The 19,103-nt window shown below is 38.4% G+C and carries 16 protein-coding genes; 5 read left to right on the forward strand and 11 right to left on the reverse strand.

The window, feature by feature from the left end; all coding sequences use genetic code 11:
• From queE to antA, 6 genes are all read right to left on the reverse strand, one after another.
• Positions 1-708 carry a 7-carboxy-7-deazaguanine synthase QueE gene (queE, locus tag B9T19_RS08345; RefSeq protein WP_094568174.1) on the reverse strand — a complete coding sequence of 236 codons (708 nt, stop codon included), beginning with the start codon at positions 706-708 and terminating at the stop codon, positions 1-3.
• The gene (locus tag B9T19_RS08350) at positions 709-1,131 is read right to left on the reverse strand and encodes a 6-carboxytetrahydropterin synthase (RefSeq protein ID WP_094568175.1); all 423 of its coding nucleotides are present in this window, start codon (positions 1,129-1,131) and stop codon (positions 709-711) included.
• Entirely contained in the window at positions 1,131-1,787 is a 657-nt protein-coding gene (queC, locus tag B9T19_RS08355) for a 7-cyano-7-deazaguanine synthase QueC (protein ID WP_094568176.1), read from the reverse strand. The genes B9T19_RS08350 and queC overlap by 1 nt, the downstream gene beginning before the upstream one ends.
• 586 nt (positions 1,788-2,373) lie before the next feature.
• On the reverse strand, positions 2,374-3,387 hold the full coding sequence (antC, locus tag B9T19_RS08360; RefSeq protein ID WP_094568177.1) for an anthranilate 1,2-dioxygenase electron transfer component AntC: 1,014 nt from the start codon (positions 3,385-3,387) through the stop codon (positions 2,374-2,376).
• Positions 3,388-3,396: 9 nt separating this feature from the next.
• Positions 3,397-3,900, reverse strand: a complete 504-nt coding sequence (gene antB / locus B9T19_RS08365) for an anthranilate 1,2-dioxygenase small subunit (protein WP_094568178.1) — start codon at positions 3,898-3,900, stop codon at positions 3,397-3,399.
• 18 nt (positions 3,901-3,918) lie between these two features.
• On the reverse strand, positions 3,919-5,325 hold the full coding sequence (antA, locus tag B9T19_RS08370) for an anthranilate 1,2-dioxygenase large subunit (RefSeq protein WP_094568179.1): 1,407 nt from the start codon (positions 5,323-5,325) through the stop codon (positions 3,919-3,921).
• Positions 5,326-5,828: 503 nt separating this feature from the next.
• Between antA and B9T19_RS08375 the strand changes: the two genes are divergently transcribed.
• The 4 genes from B9T19_RS08375 (at position 5,829) to B9T19_RS08390 (ending at position 10,487) form a co-directional block, all read left to right on the forward strand.
• Entirely contained in the window at positions 5,829-6,791 is a 963-nt protein-coding gene (locus B9T19_RS08375; RefSeq protein ID WP_094568180.1) for a LysR family transcriptional regulator, read from the forward strand.
• A 136-nt stretch (positions 6,792-6,927) separates the two neighbouring features.
• Entirely contained in the window at positions 6,928-8,154 is a 1,227-nt protein-coding gene (locus B9T19_RS08380) for a hypothetical protein (RefSeq protein ID WP_094568181.1), read from the forward strand.
• 12 nt (positions 8,155-8,166) lie between these two features.
• Positions 8,167-9,561, forward strand: a complete 1,395-nt coding sequence (locus B9T19_RS08385) for an amidohydrolase (protein ID WP_094568182.1) — start codon at positions 8,167-8,169, stop codon at positions 9,559-9,561.
• Between the two features lie 746 nt (positions 9,562-10,307).
• Entirely contained in the window at positions 10,308-10,487 is a 180-nt protein-coding gene (locus tag B9T19_RS08390) for a hypothetical protein (protein WP_094568183.1), read from the forward strand.
• Between the two features lie 213 nt (positions 10,488-10,700).
• On the opposite strand, the gene B9T19_RS08395 is transcribed toward B9T19_RS08390, so the two are convergent.
• The 3 genes from B9T19_RS08395 to guaB form a co-directional block, all read right to left on the reverse strand.
• Positions 10,701-11,162: a hypothetical protein gene (locus tag B9T19_RS08395; RefSeq protein WP_133243668.1), complete on the reverse strand. Its 462-nt coding sequence runs from the start codon at positions 11,160-11,162 to the stop codon at positions 10,701-10,703.
• 431 nt (positions 11,163-11,593) lie between these two features.
• Positions 11,594-13,108, reverse strand: a complete 1,515-nt coding sequence (gene lysS, locus B9T19_RS08400) for a lysine--tRNA ligase (RefSeq protein WP_094568185.1) — start codon at positions 13,106-13,108, stop codon at positions 11,594-11,596.
• 550 nt (positions 13,109-13,658) lie between these two features.
• Positions 13,659-15,119, reverse strand: a complete 1,461-nt coding sequence (guaB, locus tag B9T19_RS08405) for an IMP dehydrogenase (RefSeq protein WP_094568186.1) — start codon at positions 15,117-15,119, stop codon at positions 13,659-13,661.
• A gap of 165 nt (positions 15,120-15,284) precedes the next feature.
• Between guaB and pgsA the strand changes: the two genes are divergently transcribed.
• Positions 15,285-15,839, forward strand: coding sequence for a CDP-diacylglycerol--glycerol-3-phosphate 3-phosphatidyltransferase (gene pgsA / locus B9T19_RS08410; protein WP_094568187.1), 555 nt, complete (start codon positions 15,285-15,287; stop codon positions 15,837-15,839).
• Positions 15,840-16,011: 172 nt separating this feature from the next.
• Here the strand turns inward: pgsA and B9T19_RS08415 are convergent, their stop codons facing one another.
• Positions 16,012-17,652, reverse strand: a complete 1,641-nt coding sequence (locus tag B9T19_RS08415) for a cysteine desulfurase family protein (RefSeq protein ID WP_158214387.1) — start codon at positions 17,650-17,652, stop codon at positions 16,012-16,014.
• Between the two features lie 146 nt (positions 17,653-17,798).
• Entirely contained in the window at positions 17,799-18,569 is a 771-nt protein-coding gene (locus tag B9T19_RS08420) for an ABC transporter ATP-binding protein (RefSeq protein WP_094568189.1), read from the reverse strand.
• Positions 18,570-19,103 lie beyond the last annotated feature (534 nt).

Below are 19,103 nucleotides of genomic sequence, written 5' to 3' on the forward strand. Positions count from 1 at the left end.
CTACACACCGCGACGATTTCCCCACAATAGCGCATGAAGCTGTGGGAGAACACGAACATTTTTCAAAATTGTTGAAGCCATCACAACCTCAACAAGCTCACGATAGCGCCTCATTAGATACTCTGCCGTTGCAGCTTCATCTTCTAAATCGGTCTGATCATTTCCTACTTGCAAAAAGAGAGGAATATTCGGATAACGCTGATAGATCTCTTTGGCATATTGAAGATCTTTTTCATCAAAAATCACTACTTTTAGGGAGATATTACGTCCCGATAATTTTGCAATCATCTCTGATAGAATCATAAAATCGGTCTCCATCTGACTCGATGGCGGCTTCGGAGAGAGCGTAACCTCATCAATGAAGAGTAGTGCATCATTCCACTTAGATCCCTGCGTCTCAATTGCGACCTGATAGCCCTTATTTTGCAATTGCAAGACAAGCTCTGATAATCCCTTATAGAGGGCTGGATTTCCCCCGCTGATAGTGATGTGATCTGCCCTCTGATCTGCAATTTTGGTCACAGCAGAGACAATAGCCTCCGTACTCATCAGTTCAGGTTTCATAGAGCCATCCCAAGTAAATTTGGAATCACACCAAACACACTGATAATCACAAGCGGCTAAACGAATAAAACAGGTTTTACGACCGATCACCATTCCCTCGCCTTGAATGGTTGGCCCAAAGATCTCTAAAACAGGAAAGTTCATCTAAAAATCCTCCGCTTGCGGAAGATAACGAACATAACTTGTCGGGGTCTCTCTAATTAAAACCTGCAAACAGCGGGGCCGATGCGGTTCTTGATCTAAAGCAGCCTGAATTCTACGCCACGCCATCTCGGCAACAACTTCTGTTGAAGGAGGCCGATTTTGAAAATCGGGATGATCATTCATGAGCGTATGATCATAAACGCCATGAAGTAAGGCTTTTAAGGTTTGAAAATTGATCAAAAAGCCACACTCATCTAACTCATTTCCCACAATAGTAATATTGGCAAAATAGGTATGACCATGCACATTTTGGCAGACACCCGCAGCTGCATTAGGAATAAAGTGAGCGGCGGCAAAATGCATATCTTTATTGAGCTCATAACGAAAATTATGTGCCGGCGTTGGATAAAATTGTTGTAACATTACTTCTCCTTACACTGCGCAAGATATTGATTTAAACCATTATTACGTAAAATACAGGCAGGACATTCCCCACAACCTGAGGCAGGAATACCGTTATAGCAGGTAAGCGTTCTATCTTGTATATAATCGAATGCACCTAACTGATCCGCTAATGCCCAAACGGCAGCTTTATCACGCCACATTAGAGGCGCATGAAGCTCAAAAGAAGCATCCATAGCTAAATTCAAGGTGACATTTAATGATTTGATAAAATTATCTCGACAATCAGGATAGCCACTAAAGTCGGTTTCACTAACCCCGACAATAATATGTTGAGCCATACGCTGATAAGCCACCATTGCGGCGATGGAGAAAAAGAGATGATTCCGCCCTGGAACAAATGTTGATGGAGGTTCACCATCATGACTCTCAATTGCGAGATTCTCATCTGTAAGGGCATTTTTTGTTAGCCGGGAGAAGAGATCTAATTCAAAAACAATCAACTCAACATCAAGCTCTTTAGCGATTGCCTTTGCATGATCAACTTCATTACTATGACGCTGTCCATAATCAAAAGTTAATGCGATAACATCTTTAAATCGCTCTTTTGCCCAAAATAGACAGGTTGTACTATCTTGACCGCCACTAAATACGACGATCGCACGATTTTGATTCATATCGAATCTCCTTAGTTTTTTATAGAGGGTTGCGCTAATACCTCTGCTTTTTTTAGCGTTTGTGAAGTATATCAAAAATGATCATGATGGCAATTCCCTTCACATTCCCCCTTTAAATTCTTTTTATAACACTACTCAATTTAAAACAGAGCTCATCAAAATGGATCATTAACTCTTTTGATCTCATCCTAATCTCTGAAAAGAGCGATAACCTTCCCTCTAGAGATGACAAACTCTTAGATGCTTTTATAGAAAAATACAAGAAAATATTAGAAAAACGCCTAGCAATAAGCGCTATCAATAAAGATATGACATCAAGCTTTAGTGAGAAATATCTATACAAAAAAGAGATTAAATAGTAGAAATAGCGATAAAAAAGAGCCGACAAATTGCAATATTAGCTATCGTCGGCTCTCATTTTTAATGATATTGATCAATTCATGTAATTGACAGAAATTATTTAGGAATACTTAAATACTTAGAAGTATTATCCTAATACCCCCCTACTATTCACCTGATCCCCTGCATGCAATCATGCAATCATTAAAATAGACTATGAATGCTCTATTTTTAGAGTTCCCTATCACTAACTTGCAACAAAACGTTCAAAATAGATATTACAAGGCGCAATCTCTTCCTTTAAGGCAACCCAAGACTCTACAGAAGAGACTAATCCTGGCGGACCACAAATATAGAGGTCAAATGGATTCTTGATAAAGTCAAGATCAATATGATCAACCACGAAACCTCTTTTCCCACTCCACTCTTTAGCGCCCTCACTTAAAATGACATCAAATTGAAAATCAGGAAGAAGCTTTTGATACGTTTCTAATTGTGACAACGCGCAGAGATCCTCTTCTCGGCGGACTCCATAAAGCATACGAATCGGAGGTAATGCAGCCGGATCCATTTTAGCTAATTGCTCCAACATACTTAAGATTGCTGAAAGCCCTGTTCCGCCTGCAATAAGTAGTAGCGGCCTCTCTATCTCTCTAAGATAAAAAACACCATAGGGTAATGTTAACTGTAATTGATCTCCTATCTGGCATCGATCACGTAGATAATTACTCATCACCCCATCAGGTAATAATCGTAAAAGAAAATTTACCTTACCATTTTCTACCTCTGCATTAACAAAAGAGTAAGCTCGACTCTCATCACTGCCAGGAATCGTAATATGTGCATATTGCCCAGGAAGATAGGAGATTTTATCCTCTTCTTTCAGCGTCACCTCCATCATCACTGCGCTATCTGCTATAGCGGTTATCTGGCTAACCTCAGCAGTCACTGACTTTGATTCAACATTACAGATTGAAGAATCAATATCGAAATAGAAAGAAGCTGGTGATTGCAGAGTCGTCTGACAAGAGAGAATATAACCTCCGTTAATCTCTCCATCACTTAAAGCATCTTCATCACAATATTCCATCTCAATCTTGCCTGAATCACAGCGACAACGACAGGTGGCACAGACACCTTCTCGGCAATCTAAGGGAAGACTGACTCCATTCCTAAAAGCAGCATCAAGCAGTTTTTCACTCTGTGCAACATCAAATACTTTTGTTACTCCATCACGAAATATAATTGCGGCTGTATACATCTTTGCCCCCTATACGTGATAGAAATCTAAGACTGAATCGATCTTATCATTAAGTAAAATGACCTGCTTATATGCTATCTTCCATAAATTATCTACTTTAATAAGATCGTAATAGGCATAACCAAAAAAGGTTCCTGCAACACCAAATCGGTAATAATGCGTCACCCAATTGACCTTTACCTTATAGAGATCATCTTCTTGGTGATAACGAATATTGTTGAGCATATGCGATGTCCGAGGCATCGGTGTTGAGGCCGCTGATTTTCCTGTTCTAATACGAAAAACTCGATCTTCTAATCCGCCTCTATTTGCATAATACATCAGTGACATCTCTCGCTTAGGATCAGTAGTATAACGATGCTCATCTAACCACTGCGGAATATGAAAAGTGACATTCTCACTATAATAATCAAGATATCGATCCCAATCTTGGTTATCACAGGCTTCTGCAACATCATATAGAAACTGTTCGATCTCTACTTGTGTCTCAATATTAAAATTTTTCTTTTTCATTCAAGTATCTCCCTAAGATTATTTTGTATTCATCATCTGAGTATTTTCTGCTGCTATCTTCTCCTCTAAACCAGCTAATAATTTCTGTTGCCAGGCAGAGTGCTGATTAACATACAATCCCTCTTGGGTGATTTCTGTGCCGGTAATGACAGGATTAATTCCTAAAATTTCACTATTTTTAGATGGGCCATAATTCCATAGATGATGCCCACGGGAGATATCACTCCATTTTGCAGCACGAGCTTCAAATCCTCTTTGTGATTCTCTAAACTCAACAAGATCATCCGGGGTTCCCATTCCAGAAACATTAAAGAAATCTTCAAATTGACGAATACGACTCTCTCTATCAGCATCACTCTCCCCTTTCACCCCTAAACAAAGGCTGATTACCTCCGTCTTATTCCAGGCTATAGGGCGAATAATTCGAAGCTGTGAGCTGATCTGATCCATAAAGAAGAGACTTGGATAGATATTTAGATTACGTAAACGATGCATTGTCCACTGAGCACGCTCTTTATCATACTTTTCATAAAGGCGAGCCATAATTTTGTCATATCCTGGCCGCACATCTGCTGCATTGGGCATATCACTAAAGAGAACACTATGCCCATTTTTAAATGAGAACCAGCCATCATCTGTATCAGCATCTCCTGCACCTAACTTGCTATAATCTAAGGTCTCGGCGCCTTTGATATTTTTCTCTGCCTCTATCTGCTGACGATGCTTTACTGTCGAGACGTAATTGTAGTGAACGGTACTCACATGATAGCCATCTAAGCCATTTTCATTTTGAAGCTTCCAGTTACCATCAAAAGTATAATTGGATTGACCTGGAACGACTTCGAGCTCTCCCGTTTCAGATTGCTCTACCATCATGTCAAAAAAGAGCTTAGTATCTCCTAAAAACTCCTCTAATGACTCCTCTCCTTCTGGATCGAGATTAACAAAAACAAAGCCTTTGTAACTCTCAATTCTTGACTTTGCCAACCCCCTCTTTGCCTTATCAAAACATTCATCATATTGATCCGGTGCTTTTACCTTCACAAGATCACCATTAGATTTATAGCACCAAGCATGAAATGGGCAAGTAAATGTACTCTGGTTACCTGCAGAGACTCGTGTTAATGTTGCACCTCGATGTTGACAGGTGTTTGCTAGAGCATTTAGCTCCCCTTTGCCATCTCGTGTAATAATAAGTGGCTGACGCCCTGCTTGCATCGTAATAAAATCATGTTTATTCGCTAATTGACTCTCATGGCAAGCAAATATCCATTGTTTTTCAAAAATAAGCTCCATCTCTAGATCAAAAAGTTCTTCATCCGTAAACATCTCTCGTGCAATTCTATATCGTCCCTCTTCAGGATTGAAATCGAGGCAATTTGTTACAAAATCTTTCCAATCTCTTAAACTTCGTTCTACTCTCATAGTGAATATCCTCCAATTATTATTGTTGTTATGATTTCTATTTTGATTTTTAGATCATTACCTAATAACTATCTACGAGTTATCACGGCAATCTACAGAAACCTTTTACTAGTCACTTTTAGTCTGTTGCTTTTAGTCTGTTAAATGAACTTGATGAAATAATTCTCTAGATCACACCTGTTTAAAACCTTTTTAGAAAAATGTTCTTAGAAAGAGTATTTGATCTATATCATTTCATCCATACTAATAAAGTATCTACCTTATTAATTCTGCTACTTAGAGATATGAAGCATTACCATCACTGCCATCATAAAGAATCTTTTTTGCCTCTTTTTCCAACAATGATGGGTTAAAAAACATTTCCCTTTTCCTCTCTTTATAGTTGTCTTTCCTTTGCAATCACTGCTATCTTAAAATTAGATAATAAAAATAATGATAGAGATTACCTGCTTCGTATCTAAGAATAAGATTCTTCTCTTTATCTTGTCTAAGGTTATTTAGATATGAATCAATGCAGAAAAGGTATCGATATGGAACTCAAACAATTGGAATATTTTATTGCCGTAGCTGATGAATTAAGCTTTACCAAAGCGGCGCAGAAACTATTTATCACCCAGCCTCCTCTTAGTAGACAGATACAACAACTAGAAGAAGAGATAGATGCAAAGCTCTTCTATCGAAAATCACGCTCCATCGAGCTTACGGAAGCAGGCCTTTTTTTCTATAAACACGCTAAAAACATCTTACAGATCTCTGAAGAAGCAAAGTTGATGACTCGCAGAATCGGCTCTCAAAAAAAGGAGTTTAAATTAGGCTTTGTCGGCTCAACACTTTTTGGATATCTCCCACAAATTATTTGTGGGATCAGGCTTGCACACCCAGAATTTAAAATATTGATTGAAGAGATGGGGACACCCACTCAAATTGATGCTCTAAAATCAGGTGTGATTGAGGTAGGTTTTGGCAGGATGCCCATAGAGGATCCCACTATTACAAATATTGTATTACGACGAGAACCTCTTGTGGTTGCAACACCGCTTAACCACCCATTCTCACAAAGAGATACGCCTATTAAACTTTCAGAACTAATAGAAGAGACCATTATCCTCTCTCGCGTTAAGGATCGCTCACCTAGCTATTCCACCTTAATCATAGAGGCTTTTAAACAACGTCGATTGCCATTACCAACCATGCGAGAAGAAGGAGATCTACAATTTGCCTTAGGATTAGTTGCCGCCGGAGAAGGTATCTCTATCGTCCCTACTAGTTACCAAAAAATAAAATTTAACGTTATCTACCATCCCCTAGAAGATCCCACATTAGCAGCTGCAATTATTATGAACTTTCGTAAAGATGATCATTCTCTTTTGATCGAGTCTCTTCTAAAAATCATCTATGGCCTCTATGAGAACGATGGCATCTATTATGAAAAGAGCACTCCTTTTAGAAATAGTTTTGATTCATAGTATACCTTTTAAGAATCACTCAATACATAAATTGTCTTGGAAATATATAAAAATTTCACCTATAAGGTAATGAGCCACTGAATAAAAAGTTAGCAATAAAGTAATTATAATAATTTATAAAAATGGGGATATATATATGCAAATAACCGCAATGTTTGCTTTTGGCATAATAGTTGTATTACAGGCATTTGGAGATCTTTTATCAGCAAAAACAAATGGAAAGCTTCCCTCTATCTTTGTAACAGCTATATTATTTTTAATTGGATTTTGGACTGTTATTCCTACGGAGATTATTCATGTCGTAGGAGGAAAAGAAGTTAAATCAACACTACTAAACATATCTGGAATTAGCGGAACCCTCTTCACATTACTTCTAACTTTATTAGTAACTAGCATGGGAAGTCTAATGTCGATCAAAGAATTAATTAGTCAGTGGAAAACTGTCATTATAGGAGTAATGTCTTTGGTTGGAGTGATGATATTCGCTTATTTTATAGGCGGAGTGATTTTTGGAAAAGAATATGGATTAGTTGTTGCACCGCCATTAGCTGGTGGACTTGCCTCCATGGATATAATGGTTAAAGCTGCAAACTCCATCGGACGAGAAGATCTTGCCATTACTGCTGCAATCGTTTTTTCAATACAAGGTCTTGTTGGATATCCCATCATGACTTATGCCTTAAGATGGCAATCAAAATATATTCTAGAAAAATTTAGAGCCGGATCATTAAGAATAATAGAGCCTGAAGAATTAAATTCAAAAGTAGAAAATACCCCTATAAAAATATTCCCCACATTCTCACAGAAATATTTAACTCCTACCGTTTTGATTGCCAAAGTGGCAATCGTAAGCTGGATAGCCGAACTAATTTCTCGCATGACTGGAGGGGCTATTCATACTTATGTTGTCTGTTTGCTACTTGGAATTATAGCATCTGAATTGGGCTTTTTAGATAAAAAAATATTCAGCAAAAGTGAAACAATGGGATTATTAATGGTTCTATTAATGGGCTTTGTTTTTGGAGGATTAGCTTCAGCAACACCACAAAAAATTATACAAGTAGCCATCCCTTTGTTTGGGACAATGATAGTAGGGGTTTCAGGCATTATTATATTTGGAATCATTACCGGGAAAATATTTAAAGAGACCTGGATGATGTCAACGGCAATAGCAATTAACTGTTTGTGCGGTTTCCCACCCAATTATATTTTAACCAAAGAAGCATCTAGAGCCATAGCAAAAAATGATGAGGAGTACAACATATTAATGCAAGAAATGCTACCTAAGGTATTAGTAGGAGGGTTTGTCACAGTAACTGTAGGCTCAGTATTTGTAGCTAGTATATTTTCTAAATTAATGTAAAGGATTAGTATTATGATCAAAGAAAAGATTGTTTTAAATATCAATAAAAATAAAGATTCTTTAACTATTATTGCTAAAAAGATATGGGAAAATCCTGAATTATTTTTAGAAGAGTTTTATGCCTCTAATCTTCAAAAGGAATACTTAAAATCTCATGGCTTCAAAATCATAGAATATGAGAATCTTCCTACTGCTTTTATGGCTGAATATGGAAAAGAGGGACCAATATTGGGACTTTTAGGAGAATATGATGCTCTAAAAAACCTTTCTCAAGAAGCTAGCTCTCACAGAAATCCTTTACAGGAAAATGGCGCCGGACATGGCTGCGGACATAATTTACTAGGGGTAGGCTGTATTGGCGCAGCTCTTGCTATCAAAGAGCAGATAGAAAAAGGGGAAATAAAGGGAATAATTCGATATTATGGCTGTCCTGCAGAAGAGGTCCTAATAGGTAAAGCTCTTATGGCTAAGCAGGGAGCCTTTCATGATTTAGATGCATGTCTAACATGGCATCCTTCTTCTTTTACTATGCCATGGGCTGGTAGCCTCCTATCTATGATATCTGCCAAATTTAGTTTTGAAGGAAAAAGCTCTCACGCTGGATCTGCACCTCACATGGGAAGAAGTGCATTAAGCGCTGTTGAATTAATGAATACCGGGACTAACTACATGCGAGAGCATATCGATGAGCAAAGTCGTATCCATTATATAATCACTAAAGGCGGTATAGAGCCTAACACGGTTCCTGCTCAAGCAGAAGTATGGTACAACATACGTGCACCGAAAAGAGAAATTGCAGATGAAATTTTTCAGTGGCTTAATGATATCGCAAAGGGTGCGGCCCTAATGACTCAAACCAAAATTTCAAAAGTGGAGTTAGTTTCTGGCTGTTATGAAGTATTAACAAATCAAACCTTAGTTAAACTAATCGAACAAAACATGAATACACTGGGTGGTCCTGAATACGGAGATGATGCTAGAGTGTTTGCCAAAGAAATTAGTGAAAAATTTACCAGATCAGAAAAAATAAAAGGTTTGGAGAGTAATTTTATCCCCTTATCTTTTATAGACCAGTATCTCCATGAGAAAACTTCTTCACCATTAGATTTTGATAAATATTTTAAAGCATCTACCGATGTTGGCGATGTAAGCTGGATAACTCCTACTGCTATGTTTGGAGTAGCAACATGGCCTCTGGGAACAGCTGCTCACACATGGCAAACAACTGCAGCATCAGGATCTAGCATTGGATTTAGTGCCATGATTTTTGCATCAAAAGTAATGGCTACTACGTTAGTCGATCTTTATCAAAATGAAGGTTTATTAAATATAGTAAAAGATGAATTTAATAAAAACACCTCCGGACATGTTTATAATTCTATTTTTGATAAAAAAATAGAATTATAACTAAATTATAGACTATAAATTATTTTTTAATGAAAAAGAACAGTTAGCTCTTTTTCATTAAAAAATTGACACCCCAACAAATCCCTATTACAATGAACGATGTTCGCAATAAATGAATTTACTACTAGCCCCTTGTGTTGCCACTCTCATAATATAAAACCGATAACTGAAGAGTGAAGTTGCTAGTAAAATCCAAAGGTTAAAAAATAGCCTTAAATAGCGCATTATTGATGAATGATCACATTCACTGTAATGACCAATAAACAGATATAAACCCATTACTAAATATTATTACTCCGAGATTTAAACTCTTCTCATCATTTGATCACCAATCTAGATGATCATGGCTGATATAGATGATGATAATGAATATTGATTGCTTGAGTAATAATCTCTACCTAGTAGAGAGGAAAGCACGATAGCTAACCGCAGTAGAATACGCGTCTATTTTTGGATGCTATTAATGTTATTTGAAAAAATTTAGACAGATCTCTCAAAAGTGAATAAGAGGTAAATACCCCATAAAACGGGGTGACCTTGGATCTAATAGCTGGATATTAATCCACTAATATAAAAATTAATATGTACAAATTGCATTAAACAGGTTAGATTGTTTGAGATCTATTAAATATTTGTGAGTCAAAATAATTGATTAAACAGATAAGTAGATCTTTTCAAGTAGCACGCTCCTTAATCAGGCGTTGCTAATTCCTATGGTAATAACAAGAAAAAATTAGGAGAAAATTATGATTAAAAAACAACCAATCGATAGAAACGGTCATGTTGTAGATGTTGGTAGCTTACTAATGAGAAATGAACAGTGGGATACCATTATAAGAGTTGATGAAAACACCGAACAAGTTTGGTATAAAGGCGGTGGATTCAATTGGTTTGAAGAGATGAAAAACTTCGTACAATTCTCATAATCACTGCAAAGAGTCATCTTAATTGACCCAATTTTGAGATTATTATTTTATTATCAACTATCAAAATAGAGCTTAAGTTTCATAATTGCTTTATCTTGATTCCAAATTTAGTAGAGTCGTGAAGAGACGACCAACCCACTAAAAAGCCCATCATATGATGGGCTTTTTACATCTCTATATAAAATGTATGTAGAAGTCTGAAAAAATAGATCACTACCCTAACATAGTGACTTCATCTTTTTGAGCATATGCCCTTTGGAGCTGATCAATCTCGGCATAAAGCTCCCTTAAATCTTGATCTGAAAAGAGCTCATTCATCACAACAACCGCTCTTTTCCCCTCCTCTTGATAAACAATTCGTAAACCTTCTTCAGAACCGAATAATTTAGCAAAGAGTGAAGGCTTCGATTCAAGCCAAAATTTTCCTTGAGAAAAGAGATACTCTCTCCTCTTCCCTAAAGTAGCCCGTACGCGTAAACGATCGGTATAGAGCGCTGCTCTCATATCTCCAATGTAGTAGATAAATAGCGCTAAAATAAGGTATGTAAGAAGGGGGATAGGGGAATCAAACTTTGCTGCTATCGCCATAACAATGACGGTAAAGAGGAAAATCGTTAATGCCTGCATCACTTTTGCCTGAGCTGTGTGGGCATATATCGAGGCTTTCGCTTTCATTCTATCTTTTTTAATCTCTTTCATTATGGGGTAGTTATCAAGCTACGCGCCATCTTCAATATAAATAAGATCTGCTCTTGATGAGCCTATTACTATATGTGATCTAGAGATTATCTATAACTTCGACAGATCGAATAGATTACAACCACTATTGATAAATAGATGAGAAAATTAATGAGTAGATACTCAAAATACGGCCAGAAGCTCTCCTCTATTAATGGTGCTACATATAGAAATAGTAGGCCGTGAAAATAATCATATCATAAATCGAGATAATGAAGCTGTTATTATGGCAATAAAAAATCCCTTCTCATACTTATGAAAAGGGATCACTATTACTTATCTTTTACTGAGATCATTGAAGTTTGAAGATCTCTGCTCTTATTACCCTGATACAGAATACCTGTTATATCAATCAATTAATCAACTAATCAATCACGCATACGCATATGAGGAAAGAGTAATACATCACGAATTGATGGGGAATCTGTAAAGATCATCACTAATCGATCGATACCTATTCCTTCTCCACCTGTTGGTGGCATACCATATTCAAGCGCCGTTACGAAATCTTTATCATAATGCATCGCTTCATCATCCCCTGATTCTTTATCTGCCACTTGAGAGATAAAGCGCTCATGCTGATCTTCCGCATCATTAAGCTCCGAATAGCCATTACCGACTTCTCGTCCACCAATAAAATACTCAAACCGATCAGTAATTAGTGGGTTTTCATCATTCTTTCTTGCCAAAGGCGATACTGCAAGCGGATAACCTGTGATAAAGGTTGGTTGCATCAAATTCTCTTCAACCTTCTCATCAAAAATCTCCATCAAGATTTTACCCCAGCAATCGCTATCTTGATATTTAATATGGTAGAGGTCTGCTAATGACGCAACTCCTTCCCTTGTATCGAGGTCGTAATCTTTCGCCTCTTCACAATATTTCAAAATAGATTCTTGGACCGTCATTCTCAATGATGGCTTACCAAAATCTAATGTATATCCTTGATAAGGAACTTCTGTCGAGCCATTCACCTCTAAGGCAACTTTACGCATCATCGCCTCGGTCATATCCATCATATCTTTGTAATCTGCATATGCCCAATACCACTCCATCATTGTAAATTCAGGATTATGCCGTGTAGAAACGCCTTCATTGCGGAAGTTACGATTAATCTCATAAACTCGTTCCATACCACCAACAATTAATCTCTTAAGATAGAGTTCCGGTGCAATACGGAGATAAAACTCCATATCTAATGCATTGTGATGCGTTACAAAGGGTTGTGCATTTGCACCGCCTGGAATAGGGTGCATCATCGGTGTTTCCACCTCTTCAAAACCCCACTCATCCATAAAGTTACGGATGGTTCGTAAAATTAAATTGCGTTTACGGAAGGTCTCACGAGAGGACTCATTCATAATAAGATCGAGGTAACGTTTACGATAACGTGCTTCAACATCAGTTAGCCCGTGGAATTTATCCGGCAATGGGCGCAACGATTTTGTTAATAAAATTAACTGATTCGCTCTTACGGTCAACTCCCCTTTATCTGAGCGAGAGACTTCACCTTCCACGGCAACAATATCACCAATATCCCAGGTCTTAAATTCTTCAAAGGCCTCAACCCCAATTAAACTGGTGTTCACAAATATCTGAATATCACCGGTCTGATCACGCAGACTGATAAAACCACCCTTACCAAAAAGACGCTTAGCAACGATACGACCGGCCATCTTAACAATCTTACCCTTCTCCTTTAGCGCCTCACGATCAAGCCCTTCCATCTCTTGATGAAGTGCTTTTGCATCGGTATCTTTTCTAAAGTGATTAGGGAATGCCACCGGTTTCGACTCACGAATCTTTGCAAGCTTTTCGCGGCGCTCTGTAATTAGATGATTCTCATTATGCTCGTGATCGTTCACTACAGTCTCTTTTGTCATTATATCTTCTACTTTAAATCATGGTTTACAATATCCGAAAGGATCACTCTTTTCGATTGAATCCTCTCACCCCATCTTAATAAGGCAATATTCTATCTGCTTTATTGCAACTTAAATTTTACTAAAATTGATTAGCGCTTCATTAAAGTCGCTTCAAACTAATCAAGGTTTATTCAAGTCTATCCAAATTTGTCCAGATTTATCTAAGCTTATCTAAAATGATCTATATGCTCAATCGCATCTAAATTTAAGGTAAGTCTTAAAATAAGTCTTAAAACGGAAAACTGCTATTTTGATACTGATGCATCTTCTATTTCTGCATCTTTTTTTAAAACTAGAAAATCTCGAGGATCTCTCCCCGAGATTTTTAGCGCAAAATAGCAAACTAGTCAATGCCTCTATTATCCACTATTTTAGAGAAATTACCCAACTAAAATAATCACTAATTGAACAATCATTTCAATAACTTTTCAACAAGCCTTCAATAGCGAATATAGAGAACATCTATAATCTTTAATTACGCATAAACATAAGCATAAATATATTAGTATTAGCGAGAATAGTTTGGCGCTTCTTTTGTGATCGTTACGTCATGAACGTGAGACTCATTCATCCCGGCGCTAGTAATCTCTACAAAGCGTGGTTTATTATTCATCTCTTCGATCGTTGCACAACCAACATATCCCATTCCTGCGCGAATTCCACCCATTAACTGATGGATAATCGGTGCTGCAGATCCTTTATAAGCAACGCGCCCTTCAATTCCTTCTGGAACTAATTTATCTGCACTCGACCCCTCTTGGAAGTAACGGTCAGATGAACCTGCACTCATCGCCCCTAATGACCCCATGCCACGATATGATTTATAAGCACGACCTTGATAGAACTCAATCTCTCCTGGAGACTCATCCGTTCCTGCAAGAATAGAACCCACCATGATAGAGTTTGCACCAGCTGCTAATGCTTTTGCCATATCACCAGAGTAGCGAATACCCCCATCAGCAATAACAGGAATCCCTGTACCTTTCAATGCTGCAGCCACATTAGCAATGGCGCTTACTTGTGGGAAGCCAATACCTGCCACAATACGAGTTGTACAGATTGAACCTGGACCAATTCCTACTTTCACTCCATCAGTACCCGCTTGCATTAAAGCTTTTGCCGCTTCTGCTGTTGCAATATTACCACTAATAATTTGAAGATCAGGATAGTGCTGTTTAACCCAACGAACACGATCAATCACCCCTTTTGAGTGTCCATGCGCAGTATCGACAATGATCACATCAACACCAACATCTACCAACTGCTCTATACGCTCTTCTGTACCATCACCAGCCCCGACCGCAGCGCCACAAAGTAGACGCTCCTCATCATCCATCACCGCATTAGGGTGTGTATCAGTATGGGAAAGATCTTTAACAGTGATCAATCCACGAAGTTCATTACTATCATTGACAACAACAAGACGCTCTAAACGATGAGTGCGGAGACGATCGATAATCTCCTCGCGTGTTGCCCCTTCATGGATAGTAATAAGGCGATCACGGTTCGTCATCGCCTCTGTTATATTTTTGTTTAAATCGGTCTGGAAACGTAAATCACGTGTTGTGATAATTCCGGCCACTTTTCCATCTGTTGAGAGCACCGGCACACTAGAGATATTGCGGCCACGCATAATATTACGCACCTCTTCTAATGTACACTCCGTAGTGACTGTGATCGGATCTGTTAAAACACCGCTCTCAAAATTTTTAACCTTACGAACTTGTCTTGCCTGCTCTGCTGGGGTTAAATTTTTATGAATAATGCCAATTCCACCTTGCTGTGCAAGTGCAATTGCCATTTTACTCTCTGTTACGGTATCCATCGCCGCCGAAAGAAGCGGAATATTGAGCGCTATTTTTTGAGTAAGTTGTGTCCTGAGTGACACATCTCTCGGAAGAACTTCAGAGTAATCAGGTACTAATAATACATCGTCAAAGGTTAAACCTTTTTCCATTATTCTAAGCATATGTCTCTCTCCAAGAACAGCAATTTAAAAAGTGGCTTATTTTAACAAAAAAAAATAGCTCTTGCTAGATTTTATGGGGCTTTTGCGCAATTAAATAAATTTCAAAAAAGTTTGTTATAATAACCGAGGTGCCTATTAAAATGTTCTCGAGGAGTTAATCTAAGTATGAACCTTCCTAGCCTCATCACCTGGACACGAGTCGTTGCGATTCCTGTCTTTATTCTCTGTTACTTTCTCGATACTCCTAATAAAAATATTGTATTGACGCTCCTTTTTATGGCCGCCTCATTAACAGATTGGCTAGACGGTTATCTTGCGAGAAAATGGAACCAAACCTCTAGTTTTGGCGCCTTTTTAGATCCTGTTGCAGATAAGCTCCTTGTTGCAGTAGCGCTCATTGCAATTATCGATCACGATCCCCATAAGTGGTATCTCACACTCTCTGTAATGATTATTATCAGCCGTGAAATCACTATCTCTGCACTTCGAGAGTGGATGGCTAGTATGGGAGAGAGAGGGGTCGTTGCTGTCTCTTGGATCGGCAAATGGAAAACGGCTTTTCAGATGGGGGCAATCACCTTTATCCTCTACGAAAAACCTCTTTTCGGCATACCGCTCTATGAACTCGGCATTATCTTCTTAATTATTGCAACCGTCTTAACACTCTGGTCAATGATGCAATATCTCTACTCAACTTGGAAAGTCTTACGAGTAAGATAAGCGCGCGAGTAAGATAAGTACGAAATAGATAGAAGATAAAAACTTCAAAAAAATCTCATATCAATGAAAAACCCCATTTTTTAATGGGGTTTCTCTTTTCAGCTCTTCTTTTTCAATGTCTCTTTTTCAATTTTTATTTTTAAGTTTCTAGTTTCTACCTAAATCTTCACACTTATAAAGACTCATTGACAAAATTCCGCAACGCCTTCTCAATTTGTAGAGAATCACGTAGATATTGTGCTGGAATTCTTCTCCCTAAAAGGGTCTCTAATGAGAGATTAGGCGTCAATGACGATTCTCTTAAAGTCTTAACAAGTTCATTAAAGAGCGCTAAATAGAAAGGTGCGCCATACACTTTTGCCGTAATATCTTGTAGTTTTAAGATCTTCCCATCATCCACTTCAAGCAGATCTACTGAACCATATAGCGCTAATTGATAGTGAGGTTCATCGATGACAAGTAGAGGATCTGCAGCTATTTCACTCTCCTGATAACCCTCACGACTCCCCACCACAAAATTTGGCATTAAGATAGAAGAGATATCACTATCGTAAAGATTATATTCTCCATACCATGCGGCCGACTCTCCTAATGCAATACTTTGTAAAAATGCGATAGCTTCACTCAAATAATTTCCGGCAGTTAAGATCTCTTCCTCAGTTGTAAAATGGCCGACACTCACTCGTATTGAAGAGAGTGCTCGCCGATCACTATATCCCATCTCAGTTAATACATAAGAGGGGAGTGAACTATCACTATTACACGCAGAACCCCTTGCTACCGCCACTTTAGGGGTTAATGCCATCAAGGCATCTGCGTGAACGTGAGGGATATAAAGATTGAGCACCCCAGGCTCTCGTTCAGCTAAAGGGGATGCACTATTGACCTCCACGCCATAAGGGAGCAATTGCTTCAGAAGAAGACTCTCTAATCGAACTAAGCGATGACGCTCATCTTCCCAACGCTGGGCAATGAGATTAAGCGCTTTAGCAAATCCGATAATCGACTCATTCATCATCGTCCCCGCCCGCAACGCCATTTGTCCTCCGCTACCATCTATGAGAGGTTTCATCGGCAACTTAGGAAATGCACGTCGATAGAGTAACCCTATTCCTTTAGGGCCATAACATTTATGAGCTGAAAGACTCACTAAATCAAATTGTGTCGCATCAAATTGAAAATGGGGGGCTGCTTGCGTAGCATCAATATGGATCGGAATCTTATATCGACGCGCGATCTGCGCAATCTCTTCAACAGGTAACTTATCGCCGGTCTCATTATTCACCCAAATGAGTGAAATTAATGCTGTCTCCTCGGTAATTGCAGACTCAATCATCTCCGCGGTAATGACTCTCTCCGCATTAGGTGCAATAAATTTTGCACGATATCCCTGTTTCATCAATGCTTGGAGCGTATTGAGTGTAGCTTTATGCTCGATCGTAGTCGTAATAATTTCCCGTTTCTTTTGCGCCATCAATACCCCTTTTAGCGCATGATTAATCGACTCAGTCGCACCACTTGTAATAATAATCTCATCACTCTGAAGATTAAAATGTGCCGCTATCTCTGAAAGCGCATCCTCAATTCTCTGTTTAGTCAGCATCCCCAATTCATGAGGGCTTCCTACATTTGCCCAATCACACTCCATTGCGCTGACCATCGAGTCGATCACCTCTGGATCAACCGGCGTCGTTGCCGCATAGTCGAGATAGATAATTCCTGAAAATTGGGGTTTAGTCGGTAATTTAGAGTCGCTCTTCCCTATTGATCCCTTTTGCAAAGCATGATTTTGCTGATCATCGCGCTGTTTCATAAATGGATCAATCCCAAAACTTTCTAATATTGATTTCATAATTATCTCTATAACAGTTATCTCTATAACAGGATGCTACATCAGAAATGAAAAAGGCTCACAAAGAGCCTTTAATTGGTAATTCTTTACCCTCAAAAGGAGAATTTCTAACGATTATAATGCTTAATAAATTGCTTAAAGCGATCTGACTGAGGATTCGTAAAGAGTTCATGGGGCGCTCCCTCCTCTTCAATTTTACCTTCATGGAAGAAGACGACACGATTGGAAACATTACGCGCAAAATCCATCTCATGGGTAACAACAATCATCGTCATCCCCTCTTTTGCTAAATCTTGCATCACTGTTAATACCTCATGCACTAATTCTGGATCAAGTGCTGATGTCGGCTCATCAAAGAGAATAACGCTCGGCTCCATCGCTAAAGCGCGCGCAATTGCAACACGTTGCTGCTGCCCACCTGATAAGGAAATAGGATAATCATTCACTCGCTCACTCATCCCTACTTTAGCCAAAAGCGCTAATGCGCGCTCTTTTGCTTCCCTTTTTGAGAGCCCTAAAACATGAATAGGGGCTTCGATCATATTCTCAAGCACCGTCATATGGCCCCAAAGATTAAAGTTTTGGAATACCATCCCTAATTCAGTACGCATCTTCTGTAATGCTTTAGGATCTTTTGCCACTAAACCATCAGGCCCTGGTACTAAAATGAGCTTCTCGCCATTGAGCGTTATCTCTCCTTGATCTGGATTCTCCAACAAATTAATACATCGTAAAAAAGTACTCTTACCGGAGCCAGAAGCCCCTAACATCGAGACAACATCTCCCTTATTTAAGGTCAATGAGATCCCTTTTAAGATCTCTCTATCCCCAAAAGACTTATGGATATTTTCAACGACTAACGTAGGCTGACTGCTCATAATATGATGATTCCTAATATTCAAATAAGATAAGGCAAGCTCTTTATTATAACAACATTCACCAAGAAACGACTGAACATTTCTTAGAAAGTTCCCGAGCCAATAGGACAAAAGGGCCAAAACATAGTGTATAATAACGAAATCAAAAAATAGCTGTAGAAAGTGGCATATTACCACCATTTTCAACACTACTTTAGTAGCGGTTTTTACATGCTTTCTAGATTATTTGCCCGAAAACTGCTGACTAAAACCTACAATTGATACCAATATATAGATGCAACAATATATTTGATCTATCAAGATAGATGCATCGCCATACATTGATAGATATTCCTCCGAGATTCAAGATTTAGGATTTAGGATTCAGAATTTAGGTCCTAAACTAGGATTAAAATGTATAATCGAAAAATCTGTATCAAACTGTCTAGTGGCAGCTTTAAACAATATTTAACGATATCGTTAGCGAAATTATTAAAAATTATTAATATTAAGCTTGTTAAGCACATTTGAGTATTAAAAACTGAGTATTAAAAC

Origin of the sequence: Ignatzschineria sp. F8392 (genome assembly GCF_002252045.1) — a bacterium.
Lineage (GTDB): Bacteria > Pseudomonadota > Gammaproteobacteria > Cardiobacteriales > Wohlfahrtiimonadaceae > Ignatzschineria.